Genomic DNA, 24,109 nt, shown 5'->3' with positions numbered 1-24,109 from the left:
AATTGTTCCAGCATGCGCTGTTCATGATGTCATTAATGCTCGTTTATGCTTTTGCACTTACTATATCGATAGATTTGCATCATAACTTAAAGTTTCATATTTATGATGTTAGTTATTTATACGCAGCTGTGCTTTTTGGTACTATTAATACTTACTTATTGGCAGTAATACTGCTTAATTCCAAAGCATTTACGGAAAGTTAGCATAATAGGGAGTATTAGGTTCTTGCAAAACGGCTTAGCTCAATATCCACTTATCAATGTAGGTGGTATCAAAACTGCCTGTATCGACCGCACAGGAATGGTTTCAGTCATTGTGAGTCGAATTGAAAGGGCAACAAGACAATCGACGCCAATGGTGATTTTCGATTCTAATGGGCACGCTATCTCTTTAGCTAATTCAGATGCTGACTTTATGCATTGTTTGAATCAAGCTGATCTAATTCACGCAGATGGCCAAAGCGTTGTATCATTTTCTCGCTGGCTAAAGGGCGCAGATATCCCAGAAAGAACGGCCACAACTGATACTATCCACGACATACCGAATCGGAGCGACGCAAAGCTACAACATTTTCTGTTAGGTGGCGAAGCTCAAGTTGTTGATGCTTGCGCAGACATTATGACTGAAAAGTATCCTAATTTTTTGGTTGCGGGTAAGCATCATGGTTATTTTGATAAGCAAAATAGCGATGACATTATTGAGCAGATCAATGCGACACAGGTCGATATTCTATGGGTAGGTTTAGGAAAACCTATTGAACAATATTGGATTATGCAAAATAAACACAAATTGCGAGTCCCCGTTATTATTAGCTGTGGAGGTTGTTTTAATTACATCACGGGTGACTATAAAAGAGCCCCTCAATGGATGCAAGATGGGGGATTAGAGTGGCTGCATAGAATGCTAAGTGAGCCAAGGAAACTGTTCTGGCGCTATCTCACCACTAATCCGCATGCAATATACTGCGTGTTGAAGCACAAGTATTTTCCATCAGAGGCCACATGAACGAAAAAGTGTTGTTTCTGCAGAAAACCTTCGAACAAGGAGGGGGGATTGAAAAGGTGCACTCGAACCTAGCTGCCGGCTTCGTTGCCAGCGAACAAAATGTTTTCTTCCATATCATCTCAGCTAGCGCGGAGCATTCAGAGGGGATTAAAAAGCTTGCTCAGTCTTTCAGTGTTTCCTTTACGTTTGATAATGATTCCCTTAACCGGAAATTTTCAGTCTTATCTAAACTGATCCGCCAAGAGGAAATTACCAGTGTCATTGCTGCCACTGAAACTGCCAACATGCTGGCGATTTTTTGCAAAATAAGGTTTCCGAGCCTTAAGATTATTTTTACTCGTCATTGTGCTTTTGATGTCAGCGGTCAGAAACTAGGGCCAAGTGCAATTAAATCACTGTATTCAATCTATCCTTGGTTTGGCACAGTCGTTGCTGTGTCAAGGGAGCTAGTCACACAGACGAAAAGGCAGACTTGGATTCATAAAAGTCGTTTACACTACATACCAAATGCTGCTGCTACCCAAGAAAATCAAGCTTTAGCTCAACAAAATACAGAACACTGGCCTCATAAACAGTATTTCCTAGCCATTGGTCGACTGGTCGAACAGAAAGGTTTTGATATGTTGATCACAGCATACAGCCTAGCTGTTAATAAAAACAAAAATCTACCCTCGTTAGTGATTGCGGGGCAAGGTGAAGATGAGGCGAAACTCAAAGCGCTCGTTTCTGAGCTCAAGCTGGAAGAGCATGTCACTTTTGCAGGCTTTCTACGGAATCCATATTATCCTATGGCGCAAGCAGAGTGTTTTGTTTTGTCTTCTCGCCATGAGGGTATGCCTACGGTTCTGATAGAAGCCTTGTCTCTCGGTACTGCTTGTATTGCTTTTGATTGCCCAACGGGCCCGAGCGAAATTATTCGACACAACGAAAATGGCTTTTTAGTCGCAAACGGAGACATAGACGCGCTTGCAGATGCCTTATCGAACTATCAGTCTGTACCAAAAACTGGACTAGTCGAAAGTGTCGCTGAATTCTCACAAAGCAGTGTTTGCCAACATTATTTGAAGCTATTAGGCGGTAAAGCGAATGTCTAAGATAGTGATTGTCATTCATGACCTACGAGGCGGTGGTGCCGAAAAAATGATGGTGCGACTCGCAAACGCAATGTCCATGCGAGGGCATACTGTGACTTTACTTTTAGTCGCGAAAGGAGGTGCTAATCTTGCCATTGTTTCGCCAGAAGTTAAGGTAATCCAATTAGCCTGTGATCGCACATTGTCTGCATTTATGCCGCTTCGAAAACAGCTCAAAGCCCTCAAGGCAGATGCAATTCTGTCAGCGCTAACACACATTAACGTTTTGACATTCCTCGTTTGCATGAGTTTGGGCATGAGACACAAATTAAGTATGAGTGAACGCAATACTTTTTCTCATGACAAGTTAGTCAACAAAGGTGCTGTGATGAAACTAGCATATGCATTAGCACCTTGGTGTTATCGGTTTGCATCCAAACCAGTTATTGCAGTATCTAAAGGCGTGGCAAACGATCTCGTTGCTACGAGCATTGCTAGAAGTAAAGATGTTGTTGTGGCACCTAACCCTGTCGTTGCGACCGACTTTTTGTTGCAACTTAATTCAACCGCAACTCACCCATGGCTATTAAATAAACAAGGTCGAGTCATCATAGCAATCGGTCGTTTATGCGAGCAGAAAGGTTTCGACTTGCTTTTAAAAGCGTTTTCGATTCTAGTGAACAAAGAGGCGAACAAAGAGCAGTATCGATTGATTATTTTTGGAGAAGGGGAATTAAGACCTCAACTAGAGCAAAGGGTGCTAGATCTGAACTTAGGTCCTTATGTATCACTGCCTGGATACGCCGAGAATCCCGTCGCTGAAATGCAAGCCGCTGATCTGTTCGTTCTACCCTCTAGGTTTGAAGGGAGCCCTAATGTTTTGGTAGAGGCGATGGCGGCTAAACTACCTGTGGTAGCATTTGATTGTCCTCACGGGCCAAAAGAAATCCTTGCAGCGGTAGAAAAAGAAGCGTTGGTTCCTTACCTTGACATTAAGGCTTTGAGTTCAAGAATGGAGACGGCTTTGCAACAAAAAACTAATATAGATATTTACCCTGCAATCATTTCTCGTTTTGAGGCAGCTGAATCTGCCAAGATATATTTGGACTTCATGTTAGCAAAATGAGTATTTCAACCACAAATTATTACAGAGTCTTTTTACTTATTGCCGTTGGCTTTTATTTGAGTTTCTTTCGCTTTTTTGAGCGAGTAATTACTGGAGCGGGTGATAGCGCTTCATTCGAAGTTGTTGCTGGTGGAAATATCCTTAATCAAATAATAGGGATACTTTTACTTTTGCTTTCACTTACATACTTTCTGACTAGCAAGCTTCAAGGTATTAAGGCATTCCTGATGTCAGCATGGCCCATATTATTGATTGTATGTTTCTTCTTATTATCCATAACTTGGTCTGATGTACCGAATATAACGTTTAGGCGATGTGTTGCATTTTTCACTTTGATAATCAGTACCTTCGTTTTGGCTCAAGTTTTTTCTCCTCGTTCTTTGTTGTATTTTTTGGCAAACGCTATTGCTCTGGCTACTATTGTTGGCTTGTTTTATACCTTTTTAAGCGGGAGTACGATTAATTTTGGCCTGGGTGAGCGAGAGTCAGGTTTTAGAGGAATGTTTGCTGATAAAAACAGTGCCGCTAGAATATATGCTTATGGTCTTTTACTTTTTTGTGCACTTGGGCGTTACAGAACAGGATGGGATAGATCGCTCCTAGCACTATTGACTCTTGCCCTTTTCGCCTCGCAATCAGCATCAGCTGTTGTAATAGCGGTGGTGGGTGTCGGTCTCACTATTGCACTTCGTATATTTCGAGGTAGAAACAAGTCTGAGAGTATACTTCGCTTTATTATGCTAGTTTTGCTTTTAATGATCGCCGGATTGGTAATTATTAATTTGTACGAATACCTACTCTCACTCTTAGGTCGTGACGCTAATTTAACAAATCGTGCAATTATCTGGGAATTACTAAAGCCCTATTTGGAAGAAAAATACTTATATGGATATGGCTTTGGTAGTTTTTGGGCAAGTAGTGCTGTGGCAGATTTTATTGAAAGGTGGGGGTTTATTGGTAACGCGCATAGCGGCTACTTTGAGATCATGTTGCATGCTGGCGTAGTTGGTATGGGGCTTTTCTTTGTCCTTATTTTTGTTAACGCTGCGCGAGCAATTAAACTCTATATTGGTAGCGAACATCGTATCTTTGCTTCTTTCGCGATAACGCTTCTGTCAGTACAGCTTATTACCAATTATATAGGTTATATTATTCTCAATCATAATAGCTTCGATATGTTCTTATTTATGCTTTGCTTTTTCTGTGTGGCTAATTTGGTGGGTTCTCATGAGTACAACAAGTCATGAATAATAAGATGAATAGCCTACCGAGTATTTCTGTCGTAATAACCACTTATCAACGGCCAGAGTATCTGCAGAGCGCTTTGTCTTGCGTTTTAGCTCAATCCGCTCAAGCATCGGAGATTATTGTGGTCAACGATAGTCCTAGCGATGACTACACAAGCTGTGATGAATTAGTTAACTTGAGTAATGCCAAATTAATCAGTACCGATGGCTCAAAAGGGGCTAATCACGCCCGGAACACAGGCGCGAATGTTGCAAGTGGCGATGTCATCGCTTTTTTAGATGATGATGACATTTGGCTTCCAGAATATTTATCAAAGGTAGTTCAAGCATACGCTGAAGATAGAAAAGTGGTCGCCACCCTCTGTGGTAAGCGGATCATGGAGCGTCAACATATTGAAAAAGTGAACTCCGAAGGCTTCCTTACTAAAGCAGAGTTACAAAAAGGCAATACGTACTGTGGTGTCAGTGGTTTTACTGCAAAAAAAGAGTACCTAAAACAGATTCCTTTTGATGAGGAATTAAAAAACGCACAAGATTGGGATATCTACATTCGCTTTTTTCAATCTGGAATGTGCGTTAAGAACATTTCTTTACCTCTATATCTCTACCGTACAGAAGTTAACTCTGGTATTACTAAAAGCACGCAAATAATTCAGCCAACACAAGCACTTTATCGACTTGATGCAGCACTTAAACATCGAGCTTGGCTAGGTGAAGAAGCATTTAGAGAGCGCATTATTTCGCAAACCTTAACTAATTTGATGGGGAAAAAGTACAAGCTATCATGGGTCAAAGTGTGTGCTGAGTTTATAGGCTGGAAAAGTACGGTATCTGCCCTATTTAGAAAATTTCGGCCCTCAAAAAAAGTGAGTAAGTAACATGCAAGTCTCCCCGGCTAGACAAAGGATGGCAAGGTTAGCCTGGTTGTTTATTGAAAAGTTCGGCCTAATTTTCCTTTCAATATTTTCATTCTTTGCGTTCGCCTTACTGCTAACACCAAATGAATTGGGCTTAGCTGTGCTTTTATTAGCGATTGCTGAGTTGTTTTCATTCTTCTTTTCATCAACCATTGATAATTCGATGATAGGAATGAAAAAGATTTCAAAGTCTGACGATGGAACAGTATTTTGGACCGGCCTTATTAGTACATCGATACTTGCATGTGTTTTGTGGGTATTACTTAGCACCTTCTACTTCCAAGAAGCTGAATCTTCGATATTAATGGTGGCTTTACTATTTTTACCCTTACAATCACTCTCACGTATCCATATTATCCACTTAAGGCGGGCAGGGGAGTTCAAATCATTAGCTCAGCGAACGCTTCTCGGTAAACTATTGGGCTTGTGCTGCGGTATCTACGTAGCCTATATTGGCTATGGAGCATGGGGTTTAGTGACTCAAGCAATTGTGATGTCATTTACTTCTGCAAGTTTGCTAATGTTAACTTGTCGTAGATCAGTTCCTTTCACCTTCGACATCGATTTGATAAAAGATTTGAGTCTAGTTGGTGTGCCTGCTGCTGTGAAGTCAATAAGCAGTAACTTCGTAGAAAAAGGTTTGATATTTGCCCTAGATATTACTCTAGGCTCGGCAGCAGTGGGCTTTTTCAACTTTGCTAATCGCTTGGTGCAATTACCAAAGAAAGCCATTCACAGCGCTTTAATGACTTACGGTCATCCTGTGTTTAGTAGGAAAGCGAAAAGTGAAAGCCCAGATGCGGAAAAATTGCTTTCAAATTTCTTCTTAGATGCAACACAGATAGCGGTTTACCTTGCTGCTCCTATTTTTATTGGGTTTGCGATAATTGGTGAGGCATTAGTCGGCGTGATTTTTCCAGAGCGTTGGGCCGCCGCGGCTAGTTTAATATTGCCTATTAGTGTCATGGCGGCCATCAGTTTTTCTTTAACTTTCTTACCAAGCATTCTGGTGGCGAAGAAGGTGACGAAGAAAGCGTTAATACCAGAAATTATCACAACCATAATGGCTATTCTTTTCGTGTTTATGACATCTGAACACTACGGCTTGATGAGTGCTGTATGGGCACTTATTATTAAATTGGCAATTATGTTGCCTATCAACACTCAGGTTATCACTAGTATTTGTGTGTTCTCGGTCAAACGCTATTTGCTGGTGCTCTTAAAGCCTGTATTAGCATGTGGCGTCTTATGCGGAAGTTTATTGGCATATATCACATACTTACCATTACAAGACGTCATCGATATTACTTTGATTGTTAATATTGGTGGTTTTGTTTATTTAGGCAGTGTACTTGCTTTAGAACCAACCATAATAAAAAGAATAAGAAGATTCGTGTCTGAGTAGCTAGAGGCTAAAGTGAGCATACAAAAAAGCCGCCATGATTTGCATCAGGCGGCTTTGTTATTTCTTTGATGTACTTATTATTTCTTACGTCTTAGCATAAACATCAAAGAGGCCATGAATAACAACACTGCGGCTGGAGCGCTTGCTTTGTACTCTTCTATAGAGAAGCGTAGTTCACGGATCTCAATCTCTCTATCATTTTGAGCGTCAGTTAGTGCAATCATTATTTTGTTTACGCCATTAATGCCGTCACCGAAATTTGCAATGCTTTGCTCAAGCCAAGGGTTTGGACCACTGCCATCTGGGGTAGGTGCTACGTAGAAGTTGTTAAATATGTCCATGAATAAAACTTCAACGTCTTTTAAAAGCTTTAAACCAATTTCCGTAACTTGCTCATTCGGATTAGCTAAACCATCATTAAAGATAGAGAATGTCTTGATATTGACTAGTCTGTTTAATTCAATTTCAATAAACACCGCGTTAGTATCGGAGATAACTGCACCGTCTTTGTCACGGGTTACTCGAAAAGCGCCAGTGCCACCTTTAGAGAGTTTTCTCTGAACTACACTGTCGAACAATAAAACAGTCGAGTCAGTCGTAGTGCTAGTTGGGGTGGTATCAAGCACATAACCATCTGGAATATAAACATTAATGACATCAATATCGTCATTGGTAATAAAAGACGCGTTAGCCAATGTGCTTATGGATAAAGCGATAAAAATGAAAACCAGCTTAATAGAATTCATAAAACCTCAATAATAATGCGCATTTGCGCGAAAAGTGTAACCATGTTTCAGTTACGAGTTAGTCTCAATACAAAGCAATAATTGCGCCATTTATTTAAGTTGTTGAATATTATGGTTAAAATACTGTTGGTCCAATGAGTTTAGAAAAGGTGTTAAAAAAGCTGACACACAAGCTAAAGTTGCGGCACTTTGAAACCAAATATTGTGATATCCCTTTGATATCTTTCACTTACTATCGCTAGTAATTTATCTGTGTATGCGTTTAAAAATGAGTTTTCGTCTTGCTGCTGATTAGAATGCGGCAGTGAGAAACTTTCTACACCAAGTTCACTTTGAATCTTTGCAAAGTCTTCTGTCAACGAAGACATATAGCCTAAAGAGTCAAAACGAAGTCCGCCTTCATTGTTGTTAAGTATTCGATATTGCGAAATCCAATGCCTATCAGAAAATTGGTCTGCGCCTTCCTCACTAGCTAGCCAATGGACAAACTCAGCAAACGGCATGTCTGGGTATAAACCTCGATAGCGAGTTATTATGAAAATGTCGGCAAACTTCCCATTGTTGCTTATTTTATCATTCCAACAAGAATAAACTCTGCTCCAAGGATCTCTCACAAATGCGAATTGATAATAGTCTGAAAGCTTTGCATTGATTTGTAATACTTCAGCATATGAGAGTTTGGTTTCTAATTGATAGCTAAAAGGGAGTGTACGAAAAAAGCTCCTTACACTGCTTGAAGCCACTTTAGGGTTTCCTGCGTGAATTGCTTTCAGTTCATCACATATGATGACCGTTCCTATGTTATCTGCAGTCGGCGCCACTCCTGCTCGAAGACAGTAGCGCAGCAAATATGTAAGCCGGACAAAAAGACGGGCAAGGCGCGGAAGTTTCCGTAACTTATAAAAAGCGATATTGACTGCTCTTTTAAACTGCCAGTTTTTTTTCATTTTGGCGTATTCTCGTTTTGTATAACGTCGATAAGCCGACGTGCTAGCAATTGTCCAACCAAGGCATTCCCAACTGGCGTAAAGTGACCTTGTGAACGCTCCCAGTAAAGCAGTTTTTCACTATTTTGTTCAAAAGTTCCAGTAGGATCAACAACAACGAAGTTTTCTTTGATTGTTAGTGGCATCGTATTCTCGTAAGCCCGTTTTTCAAGTTTCTTAGGTATGTTCAGTACAATAAGTGGAACATCACTTAGCCCTGCTGTCTTCTCGAGCTCCTTGTAGAGTGCAAAGGCTAGCTTAGCCTTTTCAGGCCCTGCTCCAGAATGCTTTGATGTATTGTTTTTGTTTCGCAGCAACGACTTAATCATTAGTGCTGATCTTTCCCTAATAAAACTATATGCTTGACTATTTTCAGAAAGAAAAGTGTAAAACGGGATATGTTCGAGTATTTCGCGTTGCCTAACTCCAGGTAAATAGCTAATTGCCTTACGGCTCAAACCGGCATTCTCTAAGTGAAAGAGTTGACTCCACTTATTTTCATCTAGATCGGTATGGTGCCATGTAGACACAATCAGATCTGGCGAATACTTAATGCCTTCCTGCTGTAACGCGATGAGTTGTTCTGCGGTGCTATAACCTGATACAGAAAGATTAATGACTTCAACTTTTTTACTAATATTTTTAGAGACAATAGTAGCTGCTTGGTGTATGAATGATTCTTCTAAAGTAGCACCATATCCCATACCAAATGAGTCACCTAAAAGCAGAAGTCGAAATGTGTTGTCAGATTTTTTATACGGTATTTCATCATCAGCTCTTAAGCCTTTAGCGTTAGTCTTGAAGTTTACTGTGTAATCATATGTCTTGTGCGTATAGTTCGCTAAGGCTTTGTTTACGCGAATTCCATATTCACCTTTGGTAATATTTCTAGGGTTTATTGGTTGGACTTTAAATAGGCGTATATAGCCCTCGAAAAAAACGGCCATCCAAGTACAAACAAAAATTATTTTAATCAACAGTTTAAAACGCAAAGTAAATAAACTCCGAAGGTTTGTTCGAGGCTAATACCAAAATACTCATTAACACAAAGAGCCAGATATTTAAGGATACAAACCAATGCGATTTACTGACCGGTGTCAGGCTTTTTGACAATGCTTGCCAACATTGAAAAGCGACTAAAAACCAAGAATAAAAAAGAACAGTGGATAAGTTTTCTATCGTGATTGCAGAGTAAGTAGGCGATGTGACAATGTAATACATAAAATGTGAGATTGTCTCAACATTCTGAGCTCTAAATATTAACCATCCTAAACAGGTCAAGTGAAAGAAAATAAATACTTTCAAGATTACCTTTCCTGAGATTTTAACTCGTTCTGGGCTCTCTAGTTTACATGCTTTGTAAAAGCTGAGCAGGAAACCATGGTAGGCTCCCCATATTATAAAGTTCCAAGATGCACCGTGCCATAAGCCACCTAATAGCATTGTGATACTTAAATTTCGGTAAACAAAGAAAGATCCACCTCTATTGCCTCCCAATGGAATATATAAGTAGTCTCGTAACCAGGAAGACAGACTAATATGCCACCTTCTCCAAAATGATGAAGGATCTGTCGCAAAATATGGAAGCTTAAAATTGACCATGAGCTCAAAGCCAAATAGCTTTGCTATCCCTCTCGCTATATCGGTATAACCAGAAAAGTCACAGTAAATTTGGATGGAAAAGGCATACACACCTACGAGGAGGGTTAAGCCATCAGTTGCGCCAGCTCCTGCATTGCCAATATCAAATGGATGAAAAGTACTATCTACAATCTTCGCCATATTATCGGCAACAACTACTTTTTTGAAAATTCCCCAAGTGATCAGCCAAAGTGCATTACTCAATTGCTCTCCTCTTGGGAATTGCTTAACCGTTTGGAATTGAGGGAGTAAGTTTTTACCTCTTTCTATTGGTCCTGCCACAAGCTGTGGAAAGAATGAAACGAATGCACCGAAGTCTATGATGTTGTTTGTATGTGTCAGCTCTTTTCGGTAAATATCGACGGAATAACTAATAGTTTGAAAAGTGTAAAAGGAAATGCCTACCGGAAGAATGATGTCTAAAGTGAGTGCTGTTGGAGTAATATCAAAAAGCGATTCGCTTAATTGTGCAAATGAGTCTGCAAAAAAATTAAAATACTTAAAGAATCCGAGGATTGTTAAGTTAGAAAATATACTAAAAATTAAGAAAGCTTTGCGACGTTTACTAAACTCAAAGTTAGCAAAGTACCTAAACAGGAGTGGCACACCAAACAGCGCCAACAAGACTGAGCTCAAACTCAAGAACATGTGCTCTCGAATTATCTTAAGTGCAAAATCTAGCTGTGGGAAAACTAAGAATAGTAAGGCGCTAAGCGCGAGGAAAGTCAGGCTTTGCAGTCCAGCATTCTTCTCGCTTTTTCCTTTATCGATAAGCATTCCACAGTAAAAATCGATACTTATTGATAGAGCAATTAAGAACAGAAACCTAGGATCCCAATATCCATAGAAGAAAAAGCTGGCTGCCAGTATTACTGCATTTCTGACTTTAATTTTGCGTTGGACAGTCCAATACGTAATAAAAACAACGATAAAAAAAGCAGCAAACTCTATTGACGTGAATATCATGCTGGGTCTCGCGCTTGCTCTATGCTTTTATTCATCTTTCAATACCCAAACGCTTCATAGTCACTCGCATAAAAATCTTTAATAAATGTTATCGTATTTTCATCGATTTGGTGGTCTCTGCTAGGCGCACTCTCCAGTTTGTGAGGAAACTGTAAATCTTCTACACCGAGCTGTTTCCGCAAAGTGTTAAATCCATCTTCTAAGGATTCAAACTTAATAATCAGATCCATGTTGATAAGGCCAGAATATTCTTGCAACCAATACGTTTGCGGACGCAAAAAACCTTGTCCAGCAAACCGTCGGATGAAATTGTCAAAGTCAATATCACTGGGGATTTGATAGTTTTTTTGATGTATAGGATCGCGCATGGCGTTTTTATACCAAGAAAAAGCGCGGCTCACCGGGTCTCGTACAATCGTAAACTTAAAGTATTGTTCGTATTGGATGTGTGTGACTTGTATGGCGTTGTTAGGGTTTGCATGTGGGCGAGTGTACTCTCGAAAACGTCTAACTAGATCTTTAATGTTCTCTCGAGAGCGCAATACTTTGGTTACGGGTAATGGTTTCTGTATCATTCGAATACTACGATGATCCTGTCCACTGCGCCCTTGATGACCATCAAAGTGGCCTAGTGCACTTTCTACGCTAGTGCCTGCACACTTTGGAATGTGTACAAAAATGCATTGGTATTGGTGAGATATCACGCTATTCCCTGATAGTCGCTAATTCCTTTGATACCACCATTATATTACACATAGAGTCTATCGTTAATCTGCTTTTTATTTGTAGAGCATTTCATCACGAGTCTTCGCCATCTCTTTCAACAGTTGATTCTGCAAACGGTGAGGCACTTCAGCCTTATCCATAGCCGCGACAAATAAATCGACAGTGAGATTAAAGTGGTTTTCGGTGATTTGCATGCCAGCATGAACTTGCGCCATCGAGTCGCCAGTGTATGTGCACGGGCCATTACTCATAACGCAAAGCTGCTCTACGAGCTTTTCAGTAAAACGTTCGATATTTGTTTCTTCGAAGTACCTATATATTTCTTCATTAAATGCAATTTCGTTCACAAAGTTATTTGCAATGAGTTCAAGTTTTTCCATTCCGCCTAACTGTTCGTATAACGTTGTACTTTGTTGGTTGGCGCATGAGGCAAGACTAAGGCTCGTGAAAATGATGGCAATCAGACTCAATGTTTTTAGCTTTTTATTGATTGAAAAGTCAGTTTTATTTGTCATTAGAAGTGCCCATTAATAGATAAATAGAGTCCGCTTTGCCCTTCAGCTCCTGCAATAGTGCCTAATTCTGTCCATGCAGCGGTGAAAGACACGGATTTACTTGGAATATAAGTGGCAAAGAAATCAAACCAATCATCTTCACCTAGCCCTAAGTTATCTGGTTTTTGTCGATACTCCACACCTACTGCAAAGTGGCGAGAAAATAAAACGCCAGCAGAGGCTTCTAACATGAGTTCGTAGCTGTTCTGATTGTTACTACCAAAACCTAGCAATCCCATTTCATTTGCTTTTGTTGCTCTTGCTGTCACATTCCATACGGCGTTGTAACCGGCAATAGCACCTAAGTGTATCTTGCTCATTGCGACGTAAAAATCAGTTCCAGAAGTTCCTTCCGCGCCGAGTAAATTTGCCACGGCCTTGTCTTCAAGTGCTTTGTGTTGCAAGCCGACACTAATTTGTCCCATAGGGGAATAAACGGCGTCGCCAAAAACTTTGTATTTTGCACCAAAGATATTCATCTTAATTTCACCGCCTAAGCTCAACAAATCGAAGCGCTGTTGAGCTATGCTCAGTTCTACTTGGTCATAAAATGAAGCACTAATTGCTTGAACATTCAGCCGATAATCCTTTAAATCTGCTTGAGATAAAGCTGCTGAAACGGATATTTCATCTTGGCTGTCATAGCCCGATAGAATCGCCCAAGGAACAAGGCCGCCACCACCGGCGCCCTCAACTTGACTAAGGCCGGCTGTACCAATCAATTTGCCGTCACTTGCTATACTGTGAAAACTCAGCAGGCTAAAAAGTAATAAAATGTATTTCGTTAGTTTTATCTTCATCATAAAAGTGGGTCATCTTGAGTAAGTTATATGTAATTGGCCTAGTGATTACCAAGGAACAAGGTTAGTTAGGCAATGAAAATGTTTTGTGCCACTCAATATACTTCGCAGCATCGATAGGACGACAGATGTGATAGCCTTGAGCGTACTCACAACCATAATTGCGCAGAATCTCGAGCGACTCTTGGTTTTCTACACCTTCTGCAACAATCTCCATATTGAAATCGTGTGCGAGTTTGGCAACGGTTCGAACAATTTTGCGATCCGACTCTTGTTGGTCAAGTTTGAGGACAAAGCTCTTATCAATTTTTAGTATGTCAGCGGGAAGCTTGCTTAAGTAAGACAATGAAGAGTAGCCGGTTCCAAAGTCATCAATAGCAATTTTGAATCCAGCCTCGCGCATTATCGCAAGTTGTTGCACCGCTTTACCAAGATCTTTCACCAAATGGCCTTCGGTCATCTCGAAAGAAAGAACACTAGGAGGTAGCTCATTTACCCTTAGCAGCGCCATTACCATCGACAATAGTTCTGGGTTCATCACATCTTGCGCTGAAATATTTATGGCAACCATGACATCAATATCGTGATCTCTAAAGCTGATAATATCTCTGATAGCCTGTTGGTATACCCATGTTGTCACTTCACCAATGAAACCCGCATGTTCCGCAACAGCAATAAAGTCTTCGGGTGATACAAAACCTAACTCTTTGTTATTCCATCGAATCAGAGCTTCAACCGATAGGACTTTATTTTGGATAAGGTTTAACTTTGGCTGATAGAACAATGCAAGTTCGCCGTTATTCTCACGCAGTTCCTTCTTCAGCTCGGTAATAATTGAAAGGCGACGTGTATACTTTTCTTCTAACTCGTCGCTAAACTCAAGAATAAACTGGCGCGTTATTTGTGCTTCGTCGATGACAATATTCATTTTTCTAAATAGATCGCTAGGCGAATGAGTGTCCGAGGGACAATTAATAACACCCATTGCGACTGTCATGGGAATACTAACACCTTGAGCGGCAACTTCGCCGTCCAGCTTACCTTTGATTTGTACTAACTCATCTTTGGACAACTCTTTTTCGGGTACCCACAACAGCTCACCGCCGGTTAAACGCGCAGAGAGGCCGCCAAGAGAATCGACTCTGCGAGCAAGTTCAGTCAGGCATAGATCGCCATTGTGATAACCGAAGGTATCGTTGACGCCTCTAAATCCAAATATGTTAATGCCGATAGCTTGGAAGCACTCTTGTCGTTCAAACTTTTCACTGAGTAACTTCTCAACATGGTTTCGGTTATAAAGCGTGGTAAGCACATCATGTTGTGCCTGATAAATGACCTTTCGCTCTCTGTCTTTGATATTACTTTGCATTGTTTCAAATGCTGCAGAAAGGGTGGTAAGTTCAGATGAATGTCCATCAGCGTTCACCCCTTCATCGTATTCACCATCAGCAATTTTTTTTGCATGCACGGTGAGCGCTTCAATCGGCTTTACCAGCTTTTTAGAGAGCATTGCGCCAAACATAATCGCGATAAGCATCGCTGCTAGGGCAATCAATCCAATACTAATCTGTAAGGATATAAAATCTGCCAGTAAGCTCTCAACCTGATTAGACAACATGATCTCTACTTTGAGTCCGTCTTTTTCGAGTAAAGTAAAGGATGTGGAGATGAGCTTATTCTTGGAATTAAAAGATAAGGTAAACCAGGCCAATGCATCCATATTTTCAATCTGGATATTCATCATGTTGGCATCGCTATCGATAGTACTCACACGGTAACTTTGTGCATCGCCAGGTGTGACCACAATACTCGTCTCTAGTTGCGTAATACGTTTCAGCTGTTCAGCAATGCTCTTATCTATTTTGAAACCCATCATGGCTACAGCCATAGGCCGCGGTGCTTTTACACTTGAAAACAGAACTTGATAAAGTTCACCGTCAAGCGACAAAATAGAATCAGAGTTGCCTTGGTTCACGGCTTCTTCAATCAGCTTAGGGTAGATAAAATTCGCGCCTGGGATGAACTTTTCTGGGACGCTAGTGATCGTATCGCCGCGTAAGGAAAAGAGAGCCATTAGATCAGCGTTAATGCGTTGTCCATGGTTTGATAGGGCACTATCAATGGTGAGCTTGTCTCGACTAGCAACAGTTCCTTTAAAGCCAAAGTCATCTGTTAATACTGTGGCAGAGTTAGCGAGTTGTTTCTGTCTGGTATCGAGCACTTGGGATAGTACATTTCTCGCGACTTCTAAGTCATTTTTTAATTGTGCAGACGCTTGATCGCTGGTCGATTTCCAGATGAAAATCAACAAAGTCACCATCGTTATCACTAGGATACGAATGATTAGGCGATTAATACGTTGGTTCAGCGTCTTTTGCATTGTGTCTCTATTTACCGAATTTTTTCTTAAAGCCAGATGACTCGGGAGGCATCGACTCTGAATTTTCAGGTTTGTCTTCAATAGTCATCGGTAATGTCACGGTGTGTTTCATTTCTTTTCCGTTCACCTTGGCTTCAATATGCTCATTACTCAATGGTGAAAGCTTCGAATGCCAGACTTTTAGCATCAGTTGCTCGCTTGTTTCAGCTTCTTTAGGCAATTCGATACTTACCTTTCCATTGTTATCGGTTACGCCAAGAGTTTCCCCATCACTTATGTAAATAAAGCCAATCATATTGTCATGAATATTACAGCCAAGAACAGCTACGCCATTATGTTCGAAAGTGACAGCCTTAGATTCGCTGCCGCTGAATAGTTTTATTTCGAAATGATTTGGTCTTGAAAAGCTATATACGTGGTGTCGAATATTGTCACTATTTGGAAAATCTACGCTCTGAGTCTTTTGGATAGCCAGTACTTCAGGTTTAAATTGTTGGTCTACCTGGTCCATTACGGCTGTTCGCTCATCCTTTTTCGCTTTGAAATCTGGGAATGTCACTACTGCATTTGGTACTGATTTACCCGCCTGATCCACCACCATGATGTCGTATTCATTTGCGAGCGATACTGAAGAGCCTAGTAAAAGTGAAAAAGTCGCGACAGCCGCAAAGAAAAAAGAATGGGAATAACGTCGTCTGGTCTGCAATCTAACCTCTACTGGTAGTCATTAGGATACATAGAATACCAAATAACCATGTTGATACCGTTTAAGTCACAATAATCAGGTGTGAAAAGTCATACTTATATTGCTACCTAATTTTTAAATTCTGAGTAAACTACTTTTGCGATGTTTGTTTGTGTATTATGCTGTTTAGGAAGTAAGGAACTCATTGAGTGCTGCTCAACAGGGATCGTTCTACTAATTATTTATAAGGCGATTTCATGAAAGGTATTGTTTTTACTGAGTTTTCCACTATGGTCGAGAGCCTCTTTGGCGAAGACATGCTAGACGATTTGCTCGACGCAACGGATCCAGCTTCAGGTGGCGCTTACACCAGTGTAGGCACTTATGACCACAAAGAGTTGGTTGACATGGTGGTTGAGCTTCACAACCGGACCGACGTCCCGGTTGCAAAACTCATCTATACTTTTGGCGAGCATCTCGGTCGCACATTCTCTGAAAAATTCTCTAGTTTTTTTGAGGAGGCGGGTAACACTCTCGCCTTTTTGAAACAAATCGATAAGCACATACATGTGGAAGTGCGTAAGTTATACCCTGATGCTGAGCTGCCCGGTTTTAGCTATACTGAACCATCCACTCCAAACGAACCTTTCGAACTTCACTACAGTTCTACTCGGGGATTCGCTGACTTGGCTGAGGGGCTCATACAATCGACCTCCAGTTATTACAATGAAAAATTCGAGCTCAAGCGTAAAGATTGGGTTGAAGGCGAAGTACACCACTGCATTTTTTATATTACGCCGATCGAAGCGACCGAAGTATAGTGCCTACTGAATTGGCGCGTCTAGAAAGGCGCCATGCTCGGGAACAAAAAGCAAGGCAGGAAGCGGAGCATTTACTTGAGTTAAAAAGTCGAGAACTGTTTGAAAAAAACAGAGAGCTTGAAAAATTAAGTAACAGTTTAGAAAAGCTGGTGGCTAAACGTACTTCGCAGATGCAAAAAGCGAGGGACGAAGCGTTAACAGCCTTGCAGGTCAAATCTGATTTTATCGCTAACATGAGTCACGAACTTAGGACCCCAATGAACGGGGTTTTAGGTGTTCTTACCCTATTGTCCGACGAAAAATTAAGTCAAGAACAGCAAGAGCTGGTTCGTGTTGCCTTGTCGTCAGGTAAGCACTTACTTGGCGTGATTAATGACATATTAGATTTCTCAAAAATAGAGGCCAAGAAGTTAGAGCTAGAATTAAGCTCAGTTCAAATTGAACCGTATTTTCACTCTGTGTGTGCACCTTTTGCATTGGATGCCAAGAAAAAAGGCATCGAATTCCGATACGATATTGATATAGGCGTGCCCAAAGCATTGGTGACCGACCCGCTGCGCTTTACACAAATAATCAGTAACTTGCTCTCAAATGCTATTAAATTCACCGACAACGGCGGTGTGTTTTTATCCTTCACTCCCTTTAATTCAAAAGGCGTTTATCGCTTGACGGTAGCCGATTCAGGTATTGGTATTGGTCAGGAACATATTGATAGTGTTTTTGCCGCGTTTGAACAGGCGGACAATAGTATTACTAGAGACTTTGGCGGCACAGGCCTAGGAATGAATATTACTAAGAATCTCGTTGAGATGTTCAAGGGGCAAATCCTAGTTGAAAGCGAACTAGGCGAAGGAACAACCTTCCATGTAGATATCTCATTTGCTCAAGGCGAAGAGAACAGCGATATACTTCCTTTAATAGACGCGGGAGAAAACCCGCTTGCCGAGAGTAATATACTGCTTGTTGAGGATAACCCTGTTAACCAAATGGTAGCGATGAAGATGCTTTCGAAGTGGGATTGTCATGTTGATTTGGCAGACGATGGCCTTTGTGCATTACAAATGCTTGAGACCAAGGATTACCAACTCGTGTTAATGGACCTTCAAATGCCGAATATGGGAGGAATCGAGGCGACAAAACGCATTCGAGCTTCTAAAGAAAAGTTTGCCAACATACCTATCGTGGCAATGACAGCCCACAATAGTAAAGAGCATATGCAGGAGTGTTATGACGCTGGCATGCAGCACCATATTTCTAAACCAATTGAGCGGGACAGTCTGCAGGCAGTCGTTTTACAATATTTAAGTGTGAGCAATGACATACAAGAGTCAGACGAAATAGCAATAGACAACAGTTTACGTATCCCTGGTATCGATATAGCCAGCGCTTTGGAAAGAGTGAACGGAGATTGGCCTTTGTTATATTCATTAATCGCACGCTTTTTGACTGAAAACACAAATCTAGGGAATACCTTGAAGCGGTATCTCGCAGATAACGATCAAACTAACGCGATTATTTTGCTGCATAAAGTGAAGGGAGGCGCTGCAAATTTAGGAATTGCCGAATTGTCATCGCTAGCGGGCGATTATGAAACACTATTAGCAAAGCAGCAGAATTGGCCAGATGAATCTGCTTTTTCAAGCTTACAAATGATGGTCGATAATCTTAATAAATCGATGCAAACGGTCGATAACCCTAGCAACGAAAACCAAAAGTCAACGCTGCGGCAAGAGTCGCAAGGCTATGTATTGCAACAGCTAAAAGATTTACAAAACTTGGTAAATAAAGACTTGTTCGCTGCAGAGGATATTTTGAAAGATTTATTGGATTGTGAGCTTTCAGAGGGTGTGCTAGAAGAGCTAAAAAATGCGCAAAATGCAATGAATCAGTTTGATACACCAATGGTGTCGGCAGCGATTGCCGCAGCATTGGTGCAACTAGGATAGATAATGGCTAAGAACAGAATTCTACTTGTTGACGATTCACCAAATGAATTACGCATTTTGATGGAAGTCTTGAAAGATAAATATGCAATAGTGGCCGCGACGAGTGGCTTTCAAGCGTTACAAATGATTAAGGATGATCAAGATATTGAGCTGGTTTTGTTAGATGTTGTCATGCCAGATATGGACGGTTATGAAACTTGCCAGAAAATACTCGAAATCGCTCCTCATATTCCAATTATGTTCGTTTCTGGAAACACTCACACTGAAGAAATATTGCGAGGCTTCGATGTTGGTGGTTTAGATTATTTGACCAAGCCTATCGATGCAACGCTCGTTGCCAGAAAAGTAAAGGTGGTCATTGAAGATAGAGCTCGTATAGCAGAGTTGTCAGACGAGAATAAGTCAACGACAGATATGGTGATGTCGGTTATTGCGAGCGCTGGACATCTAGGGACTGTTTTGGGCTTCTTACGAAGCGGTTTAAAAATTAGAACGCCGGAGGCGCTTGTTAGCGCTTTGTTTGACGTATTTGATGGCTTAAATATTGATGCATGCGTACAACTTCGGATGGAAAAGAGGGTCATTAATCGTTCCAGTCAAATGATGATTACGCCACTTGAGCAAGATTTATTGTATCGAGCAGCAAACATGCAAGGGCGATTCCTTGAAAAGGGAAGTCGCTACATTGTGAATTTTGAAAGTGTGTCTGTGATTATCAAGAATATGCCCGATGATGAAATGGAGCGGGGTGAACTGCGCGACAATCTCATGATGATCATCGAAGATACCGATGCATTGAATAAAAAAATGGGTACGTCGTCAGGCGAAATTATGGAGTCTCCATTACCAGATACTCGGCTAGCTACTCTCCGAGAAGAACTTCAGGATATTCAGTCCACTATGGAGATGATTATTCAAATGCAAACCACGCATAAACAGAAAAGTATGCATATACTCGAAGATATGCAAAACGAATTGGGTGACAGTTTTTTTAAATTGGGGTTAATTGAGACTCAGGAAAATACGATTTCTGAGTTGGTTAATACGAAGGCAGCGAAGATCATATCCCATATCGATGAGGGTATGCACGTTGAGGATAACCTCACTACGCTGAGAGATAGGTTAGTCATGTTGACTATTGATCTGGATAATTAGTGAATAAATTGATAAACGTTAAAAGACTGAACTGTGTATTTCTAATGCTGTCAAGTTTGTCTATTTGCACAGCAGCAAACGCTACGCAAGACATAGAGTTTTCTGGGTTTGGTAGGGTTGTAGGTGGCGCTATTTCAGATAAAGACCTGAGTTTCAACGGCTATGACAAGAATCTCAGTTTAGATCAACAAAGTTTAATTGCACTTAGAGCAGACTATACTTTTACTGACGATATTTCGTTTGTCGGTCAAGTCATTGGACACAGCGCAGATACAAGAGATAGCGGCATTCAATGGTTATATTTGAATTATCAAGCAACGAGTAATTGGTCACTTAAGTTGGGTCGCCAGCGCATACCATTTTTCAATTACAGTGACGTTATTGATGTGGGGTTTGCTTATCCTTGGATAAGCCCACCGACCCAAGTTTATACTAATTATGTATTCTCAGATTTTGAAGGTTTGAGCAGTCGCTACGATTTTATCAATAACTCGGCTTCAGGCGCTGTTACCGCTTATTACGGTGCTTTTGATGGTGATATTTATGTTTCCAATGATCGTCGACAAGCTGATGTTAAATATATAGCGGGTGTGGCAGTAGAGGCGTCTTGGTCTGGCTTTGACTTCTCAGCTGCATATCATCAGGGAGAAGTTGCGGTGAAAAACCCTGGGCTCGAACCTTTTATCGACTCGCTTCGCCAACTCGGTTTCAACAATAGCGCATTGGCTCTCGAAATTGATGGGGAGGCAACTTTCGCCAAGCTTGGGCTTGCCTATGAAACGTTTGATTACTACTTCAGAACAGAGTGGACGCAAATAGATTCTAAAGTTCACTTTGTACCTAAAGTCAGCGCAGCGTATGTGAGTGTTGGTTACCATTTATCAAACGTACTATTGCATGCGACTTATGCAACGAGTGATGCCGAATATAACGAATTTCCAGATGAAATACCTATTGGTATTGCCCCTCAACTAGATGCACTTGCATTTGGTTACCAGCAAGTTGTCAATTCTCTACCCGTGGATTCATTAGATTCTCTTACTGTTGGCGCCCGGTATGACTATTCCACAAACATAGCAGTTAAAGCTGAATTATCTTTCCTGAATGCAGAAGATGGAGAAAGAGGTTTCTTTGATGAGTTCCCAAACGACAGTGGCGATCGCCAGTCAACACTCTATCAATTAGCTATAGAGTGGGTGTTTTAATGATGGGCTTCGTTCGAAAATCCCTACTGTACTCCTCGATTATCGCAAGTTCATTGATATGCTCAACTGTAAATGCCAAAGTCATTGTTGTAGCGAACACTGATGAAGTCATTAAACTGACGCGACAAGAGGTGAAGGCCTTGTTTATGGGCGGTGCAGTTTCTTATAATTTGAAAGCGGTCGCATTAAAACCAAAACACAAGTCGAGAATGCAGTTCAATGCGAGTGTTTTAGGATTAACTGAATCGAGAGTTCAAAGTTATTGGGCGCAAATGCGCTTTTCCGGAAAGAGTAAGCCCCCACAAGAGTTAGAATCTGAACAAGCGGTATTGGAATATCTACAGAATAATCAGGGCGCAGCGGCTTATTTGGATGAAAGCAAAGCGGATAAACTGCCGGATGGCTTGAGGGTTATTTATAGTGTGAACTAGTTTATCGCTTAGTGAAGGTATTTAAGATTGCTTTCAAGGGAGCAGGTTTACCAAACAAATAACCTTGTAATTGATGACATCCGTTCGCTATCAAGAAATCGGTTTGCTCTCTTGTTTCAACACCCTCAGCACAAATATTAAGATTCAACTGTTTTGCCATCTCTATGATTGTTTTTGTTACCAGAGTGCTTCGTTTAGATACCCCAAGGTTGTCAACAAATTGCTTGTCAATTTTAAGGGTATGCAACTCAATTTGAGTTAAGTAGCTTAAGCTTGAGTAACCAGTGCCAAAGTCATCCAGAGCAATGAATGAGCCTAAGTCTTTTATTTTGCCAAAGAACTCGTTTGCCATATCGAAGTTTTCTAAATAAGTAGACTCTGTTACCTCATATTCGATGCATCTAGCGTCTATATCTAACTCTTTATATAGCCTAACGATATCTTCAAAGAGCTTTGGATTACGTAAATCATGTACCGATAAATTGAGGGAAATACTCAGTTTAGAACCAAAATGCTCAATCAAGGTAGCAGAATCGCGCAGCACACTTTCTAGTACCCAGTATGTGATTTCGTTTATTTTGCCGCTTTGTTCCGCAATAGAAATAAACTCTACAGGGGAAACAAAACCAAATTCAGGACTATTCCAACGCAGGAGTGCTTCAAAGCCGACGATTTCTTCATATGGATTGACTTTTGGTTGATAGTACAAGCTAAATTCACCGTCTTTCAAACCAGGTATAATTTTGTTAGCTAACAACAGCTTACGCTTATTGTCTTCCATCATTTCAGGGACAAAAATAGTATGGGTGTTTTTCCCTTCTACTTTTGACTTGTACATGGCCACGTCGGCGTTGCTAACGAAGTCGCTAAGATTGAATTGCGCATCTTTAGCCCTAGCAATACCAATGCTAGCACTAATGAGTATTTCCCAGTCATTGATGTCGAATGGTTTGCTTATTTCTTTAATGATACGTTCAGAGATATCAGTTACGACGAAGTCATTTGGATCGTTGTACAACAAAATAAGGAATTCATCGCCGCCCAAGCGAGCAATTAAATCACCGTGGCGTAAGAATCGTTGAGTGCGTTTGCTTGCTTCGATAAGCAGCTTGTCACCAACTTCGTGACCGTAGGTGTCGTTGACGCCTTTAAAGCCATCGAGGTCGAAATACATCAATACTAAATTATCACCTTCACGCTCAGCCGTGCTCAGAGACTTACGTAAGGTTTCCATAAAAAACTGTCTGTTAGGTAGGCCGGTCAAACTATCAAAATTGGCCAAGCGCTCCATATCTTTACGTTGCTGCATTAATTGCTGTGTGTAGCGTTTGTTCTTTATTTCTTCTTCATGGATGGTGTCCATCATACTGCCGATTTCATTACTTAAATCGACTACTTCTTTTTTACCTTCAACATTGATATCGATGGAATAATCGTTGGTTTCTTTAATTTGATGCGCTAAGCGAGCAAGCTTTTGTAAAGGCAGTAACATGCGACTGTTAAGCCATAAAGAGAGAGCAATACCGATACCAATGATAATAAATGTCAATGGCAAAACACGCGTTAATAAATGCATTTTGCTGCCAGTCAGTGGCTTTTCTAAATCATTCACAATCAGAAGGTAACCAAACGGGAGCTCTTCATCGCCAACAATTTTGTATGCGAAGAGTTCGCCATTTTTGTTCGACATACCTAAAGGGATTTGGTTTAGCTGCTCTGTGTCCACGACAATCTCGAGTTCGCCTTCGACTTGCAAAGTGGGGCCACGGTAGGTGTCTATCTGATTAAAGTCTCGATCAAATACTACTGCAAACTTAACATTCTCATATTCGCCTAAGCGAAGTAACAAGGTGCGAATAGCCACAGTGTCGAGGTCATCGCCCTCTTCAGCGAGCACCGCGAAAAGGTCGACTGACAAATTGTTTGATAGGCCATCTAAATCGCCGGTTACAGCTTCTCGGTATAGATCTTCATGAGTGAAAATTGAAAAAGCCAAAACGGCAGCACACAAGCCTGCTATCGCCAAGCTGTTGAAGACGGTGAGGGTTGAGCGTATTGTTTTAAAAATCATATTACTTAATTATAAAGATGCCCCCGGCTATTGAAAGGACTTACTGTCGCCTGAGGGTATGAAAAAATAGTAACAAGTATAAATACACGTAAACGTTTGAAACATATTCCTGCAAATAAACATGTTCCAAGCTCACTATATGTATTAAGGTATTTGGCAGTATACGACAAATAGGGCTATTTCATGATCGTGTATTTTATAAACAGACAAATTGAACATCAGA

Annotated in this window: 21 protein-coding genes; 11 read left to right on the top strand and 10 right to left on the bottom strand. The window is 40.8% G+C overall.

The annotated features are described in order from the left end of the window. Positions 1-225 precede the first annotated feature (225 nt). The 6 genes from RM556_RS11580 to RM556_RS11555 are packed head-to-tail and all read left to right on the top strand — an operon-like array spanning position 226 to position 6,773. Positions 226-1,005 carry a WecB/TagA/CpsF family glycosyltransferase gene (locus RM556_RS11580; RefSeq protein ID WP_311374651.1) on the top strand — a complete coding sequence of 260 codons (780 nt, stop codon included), beginning with the start codon at positions 226-228 and terminating at the stop codon, positions 1,003-1,005. Continuing rightward, the gene (locus tag RM556_RS11575; protein WP_311374650.1) at positions 1,002-2,099 is read left to right on the top strand and encodes a glycosyltransferase; all 1,098 of its coding nucleotides are present in this window, start codon (positions 1,002-1,004) and stop codon (positions 2,097-2,099) included. Before RM556_RS11580 ends, RM556_RS11575 begins: the two co-directional genes overlap by 4 nt. Then, entirely contained in the window at positions 2,092-3,204 is a 1,113-nt protein-coding gene (locus RM556_RS11570; protein WP_311374649.1) for a glycosyltransferase, read from the top strand. Before RM556_RS11575 ends, RM556_RS11570 begins: the two co-directional genes overlap by 8 nt. Further along, positions 3,201-4,451 carry an O-antigen ligase family protein gene (locus tag RM556_RS11565; RefSeq protein ID WP_311362835.1) on the top strand — a complete coding sequence of 417 codons (1,251 nt, stop codon included), beginning with the start codon at positions 3,201-3,203 and terminating at the stop codon, positions 4,449-4,451. Before RM556_RS11570 ends, RM556_RS11565 begins: the two co-directional genes overlap by 4 nt. Beyond that, positions 4,448-5,329 (top strand): glycosyltransferase family 2 protein, encoded by an 882-nt coding sequence (locus tag RM556_RS11560; protein WP_311374648.1) that lies wholly within the window; start codon positions 4,448-4,450, stop codon positions 5,327-5,329. The genes RM556_RS11565 and RM556_RS11560 overlap by 4 nt, the downstream gene beginning before the upstream one ends. Position 5,330: 1 nt before the next feature. After that, positions 5,331-6,773, top strand: coding sequence for an oligosaccharide flippase family protein (locus RM556_RS11555; RefSeq protein WP_311374647.1), 1,443 nt, complete (start codon positions 5,331-5,333; stop codon positions 6,771-6,773). A gap of 77 nt (positions 6,774-6,850) precedes the next feature. Here the strand turns inward: RM556_RS11555 and RM556_RS11550 are convergent, their stop codons facing one another. The 9 genes from RM556_RS11550 to RM556_RS11510 all read right to left on the bottom strand — a co-directional run bounded on the left by RM556_RS11550 (position 6,851) and on the right by RM556_RS11510 (position 16,278). Further along, positions 6,851-7,519 (bottom strand): hypothetical protein, encoded by a 669-nt coding sequence (locus tag RM556_RS11550; RefSeq protein WP_311374646.1) that lies wholly within the window; start codon positions 7,517-7,519, stop codon positions 6,851-6,853. A 173-nt stretch (positions 7,520-7,692) separates the two neighbouring features. After that, on the bottom strand, positions 7,693-8,466 hold the full coding sequence (locus RM556_RS11545) for a sulfotransferase family 2 domain-containing protein (RefSeq protein WP_311374645.1): 774 nt from the start codon (positions 8,464-8,466) through the stop codon (positions 7,693-7,695). Further along, the gene (locus RM556_RS11540; RefSeq protein WP_311374644.1) at positions 8,463-9,452 is read right to left on the bottom strand and encodes an SGNH/GDSL hydrolase family protein; all 990 of its coding nucleotides are present in this window, start codon (positions 9,450-9,452) and stop codon (positions 8,463-8,465) included. The genes RM556_RS11545 and RM556_RS11540 overlap by 4 nt, the downstream gene beginning before the upstream one ends. 34 nt (positions 9,453-9,486) lie before the next feature. Further along, positions 9,487-11,112, bottom strand: coding sequence for an MBOAT family O-acyltransferase (locus RM556_RS11535; protein ID WP_311374643.1), 1,626 nt, complete (start codon positions 11,110-11,112; stop codon positions 9,487-9,489). A 38-nt stretch (positions 11,113-11,150) separates the two neighbouring features. Beyond that, the gene (locus RM556_RS11530; protein WP_311362828.1) at positions 11,151-11,816 is read right to left on the bottom strand and encodes a sulfotransferase family 2 domain-containing protein; all 666 of its coding nucleotides are present in this window, start codon (positions 11,814-11,816) and stop codon (positions 11,151-11,153) included. A 75-nt stretch (positions 11,817-11,891) separates the two neighbouring features. After that, positions 11,892-12,353, bottom strand: coding sequence for a group 1 truncated hemoglobin (locus tag RM556_RS11525; protein ID WP_311374642.1), 462 nt, complete (start codon positions 12,351-12,353; stop codon positions 11,892-11,894). Continuing rightward, the gene (locus RM556_RS11520; protein WP_311374641.1) at positions 12,353-13,195 is read right to left on the bottom strand and encodes a DUF3034 family protein; all 843 of its coding nucleotides are present in this window, start codon (positions 13,193-13,195) and stop codon (positions 12,353-12,355) included. Before RM556_RS11520 ends, RM556_RS11525 begins: the two co-directional genes overlap by 1 nt. Positions 13,196-13,256: 61 nt before the next feature. Next, positions 13,257-15,572 carry an EAL domain-containing protein gene (locus RM556_RS11515; RefSeq protein WP_311374640.1) on the bottom strand — a complete coding sequence of 772 codons (2,316 nt, stop codon included), beginning with the start codon at positions 15,570-15,572 and terminating at the stop codon, positions 13,257-13,259. 7 nt (positions 15,573-15,579) lie between these two features. Beyond that, positions 15,580-16,278 carry a hypothetical protein gene (locus tag RM556_RS11510; protein ID WP_311374639.1) on the bottom strand — a complete coding sequence of 233 codons (699 nt, stop codon included), beginning with the start codon at positions 16,276-16,278 and terminating at the stop codon, positions 15,580-15,582. A 236-nt stretch (positions 16,279-16,514) separates the two neighbouring features. On the opposite strand from RM556_RS11510, the gene RM556_RS11505 reads away from it, so the two are divergent. The 5 genes from RM556_RS11505 to RM556_RS11485 are packed head-to-tail and all read left to right on the top strand — an operon-like array spanning position 16,515 to position 21,815. After that, positions 16,515-17,078 (top strand): heme NO-binding domain-containing protein, encoded by a 564-nt coding sequence (locus RM556_RS11505; protein ID WP_311374638.1) that lies wholly within the window; start codon positions 16,515-16,517, stop codon positions 17,076-17,078. Further along, a complete protein-coding gene (locus tag RM556_RS11500; protein WP_311374637.1) occupies positions 17,078-19,024 on the top strand; it encodes a response regulator in 1,947 nt (648 codons plus the stop codon). The genes RM556_RS11505 and RM556_RS11500 overlap by 1 nt, the downstream gene beginning before the upstream one ends. Positions 19,025-19,027: 3 nt before the next feature. Next, on the top strand, positions 19,028-20,179 hold the full coding sequence (locus tag RM556_RS11495; protein WP_311362821.1) for a response regulator: 1,152 nt from the start codon (positions 19,028-19,030) through the stop codon (positions 20,177-20,179). Next, a complete protein-coding gene (locus tag RM556_RS11490) occupies positions 20,179-21,384 on the top strand; it encodes a hypothetical protein (RefSeq protein ID WP_311362820.1) in 1,206 nt (401 codons plus the stop codon). Before RM556_RS11495 ends, RM556_RS11490 begins: the two co-directional genes overlap by 1 nt. Next, positions 21,384-21,815 carry a hypothetical protein gene (locus tag RM556_RS11485; protein WP_311362819.1) on the top strand — a complete coding sequence of 144 codons (432 nt, stop codon included), beginning with the start codon at positions 21,384-21,386 and terminating at the stop codon, positions 21,813-21,815. The genes RM556_RS11490 and RM556_RS11485 overlap by 1 nt, the downstream gene beginning before the upstream one ends. Position 21,816: 1 nt before the next feature. On the opposite strand, the gene RM556_RS11480 is transcribed toward RM556_RS11485, so the two are convergent. Further along, complete coding sequence (locus RM556_RS11480) at positions 21,817-23,886, bottom strand: EAL domain-containing protein (RefSeq protein ID WP_311362818.1); 2,070 nt, start codon at positions 23,884-23,886, stop codon at positions 21,817-21,819. Positions 23,887-24,109 lie beyond the last annotated feature (223 nt).

Origin of the sequence: Alteromonas sp. W364, assembly GCF_031846205.1 — a bacterium.
In the GTDB taxonomy this organism is placed as follows: Bacteria; Pseudomonadota; Gammaproteobacteria; order Enterobacterales; family Alteromonadaceae; genus Glaciecola; species Glaciecola blandensis.
Note: the sequence above shows the minus strand (reverse complement) of the source record. Positions and strands in the feature narration are given on the sequence as shown.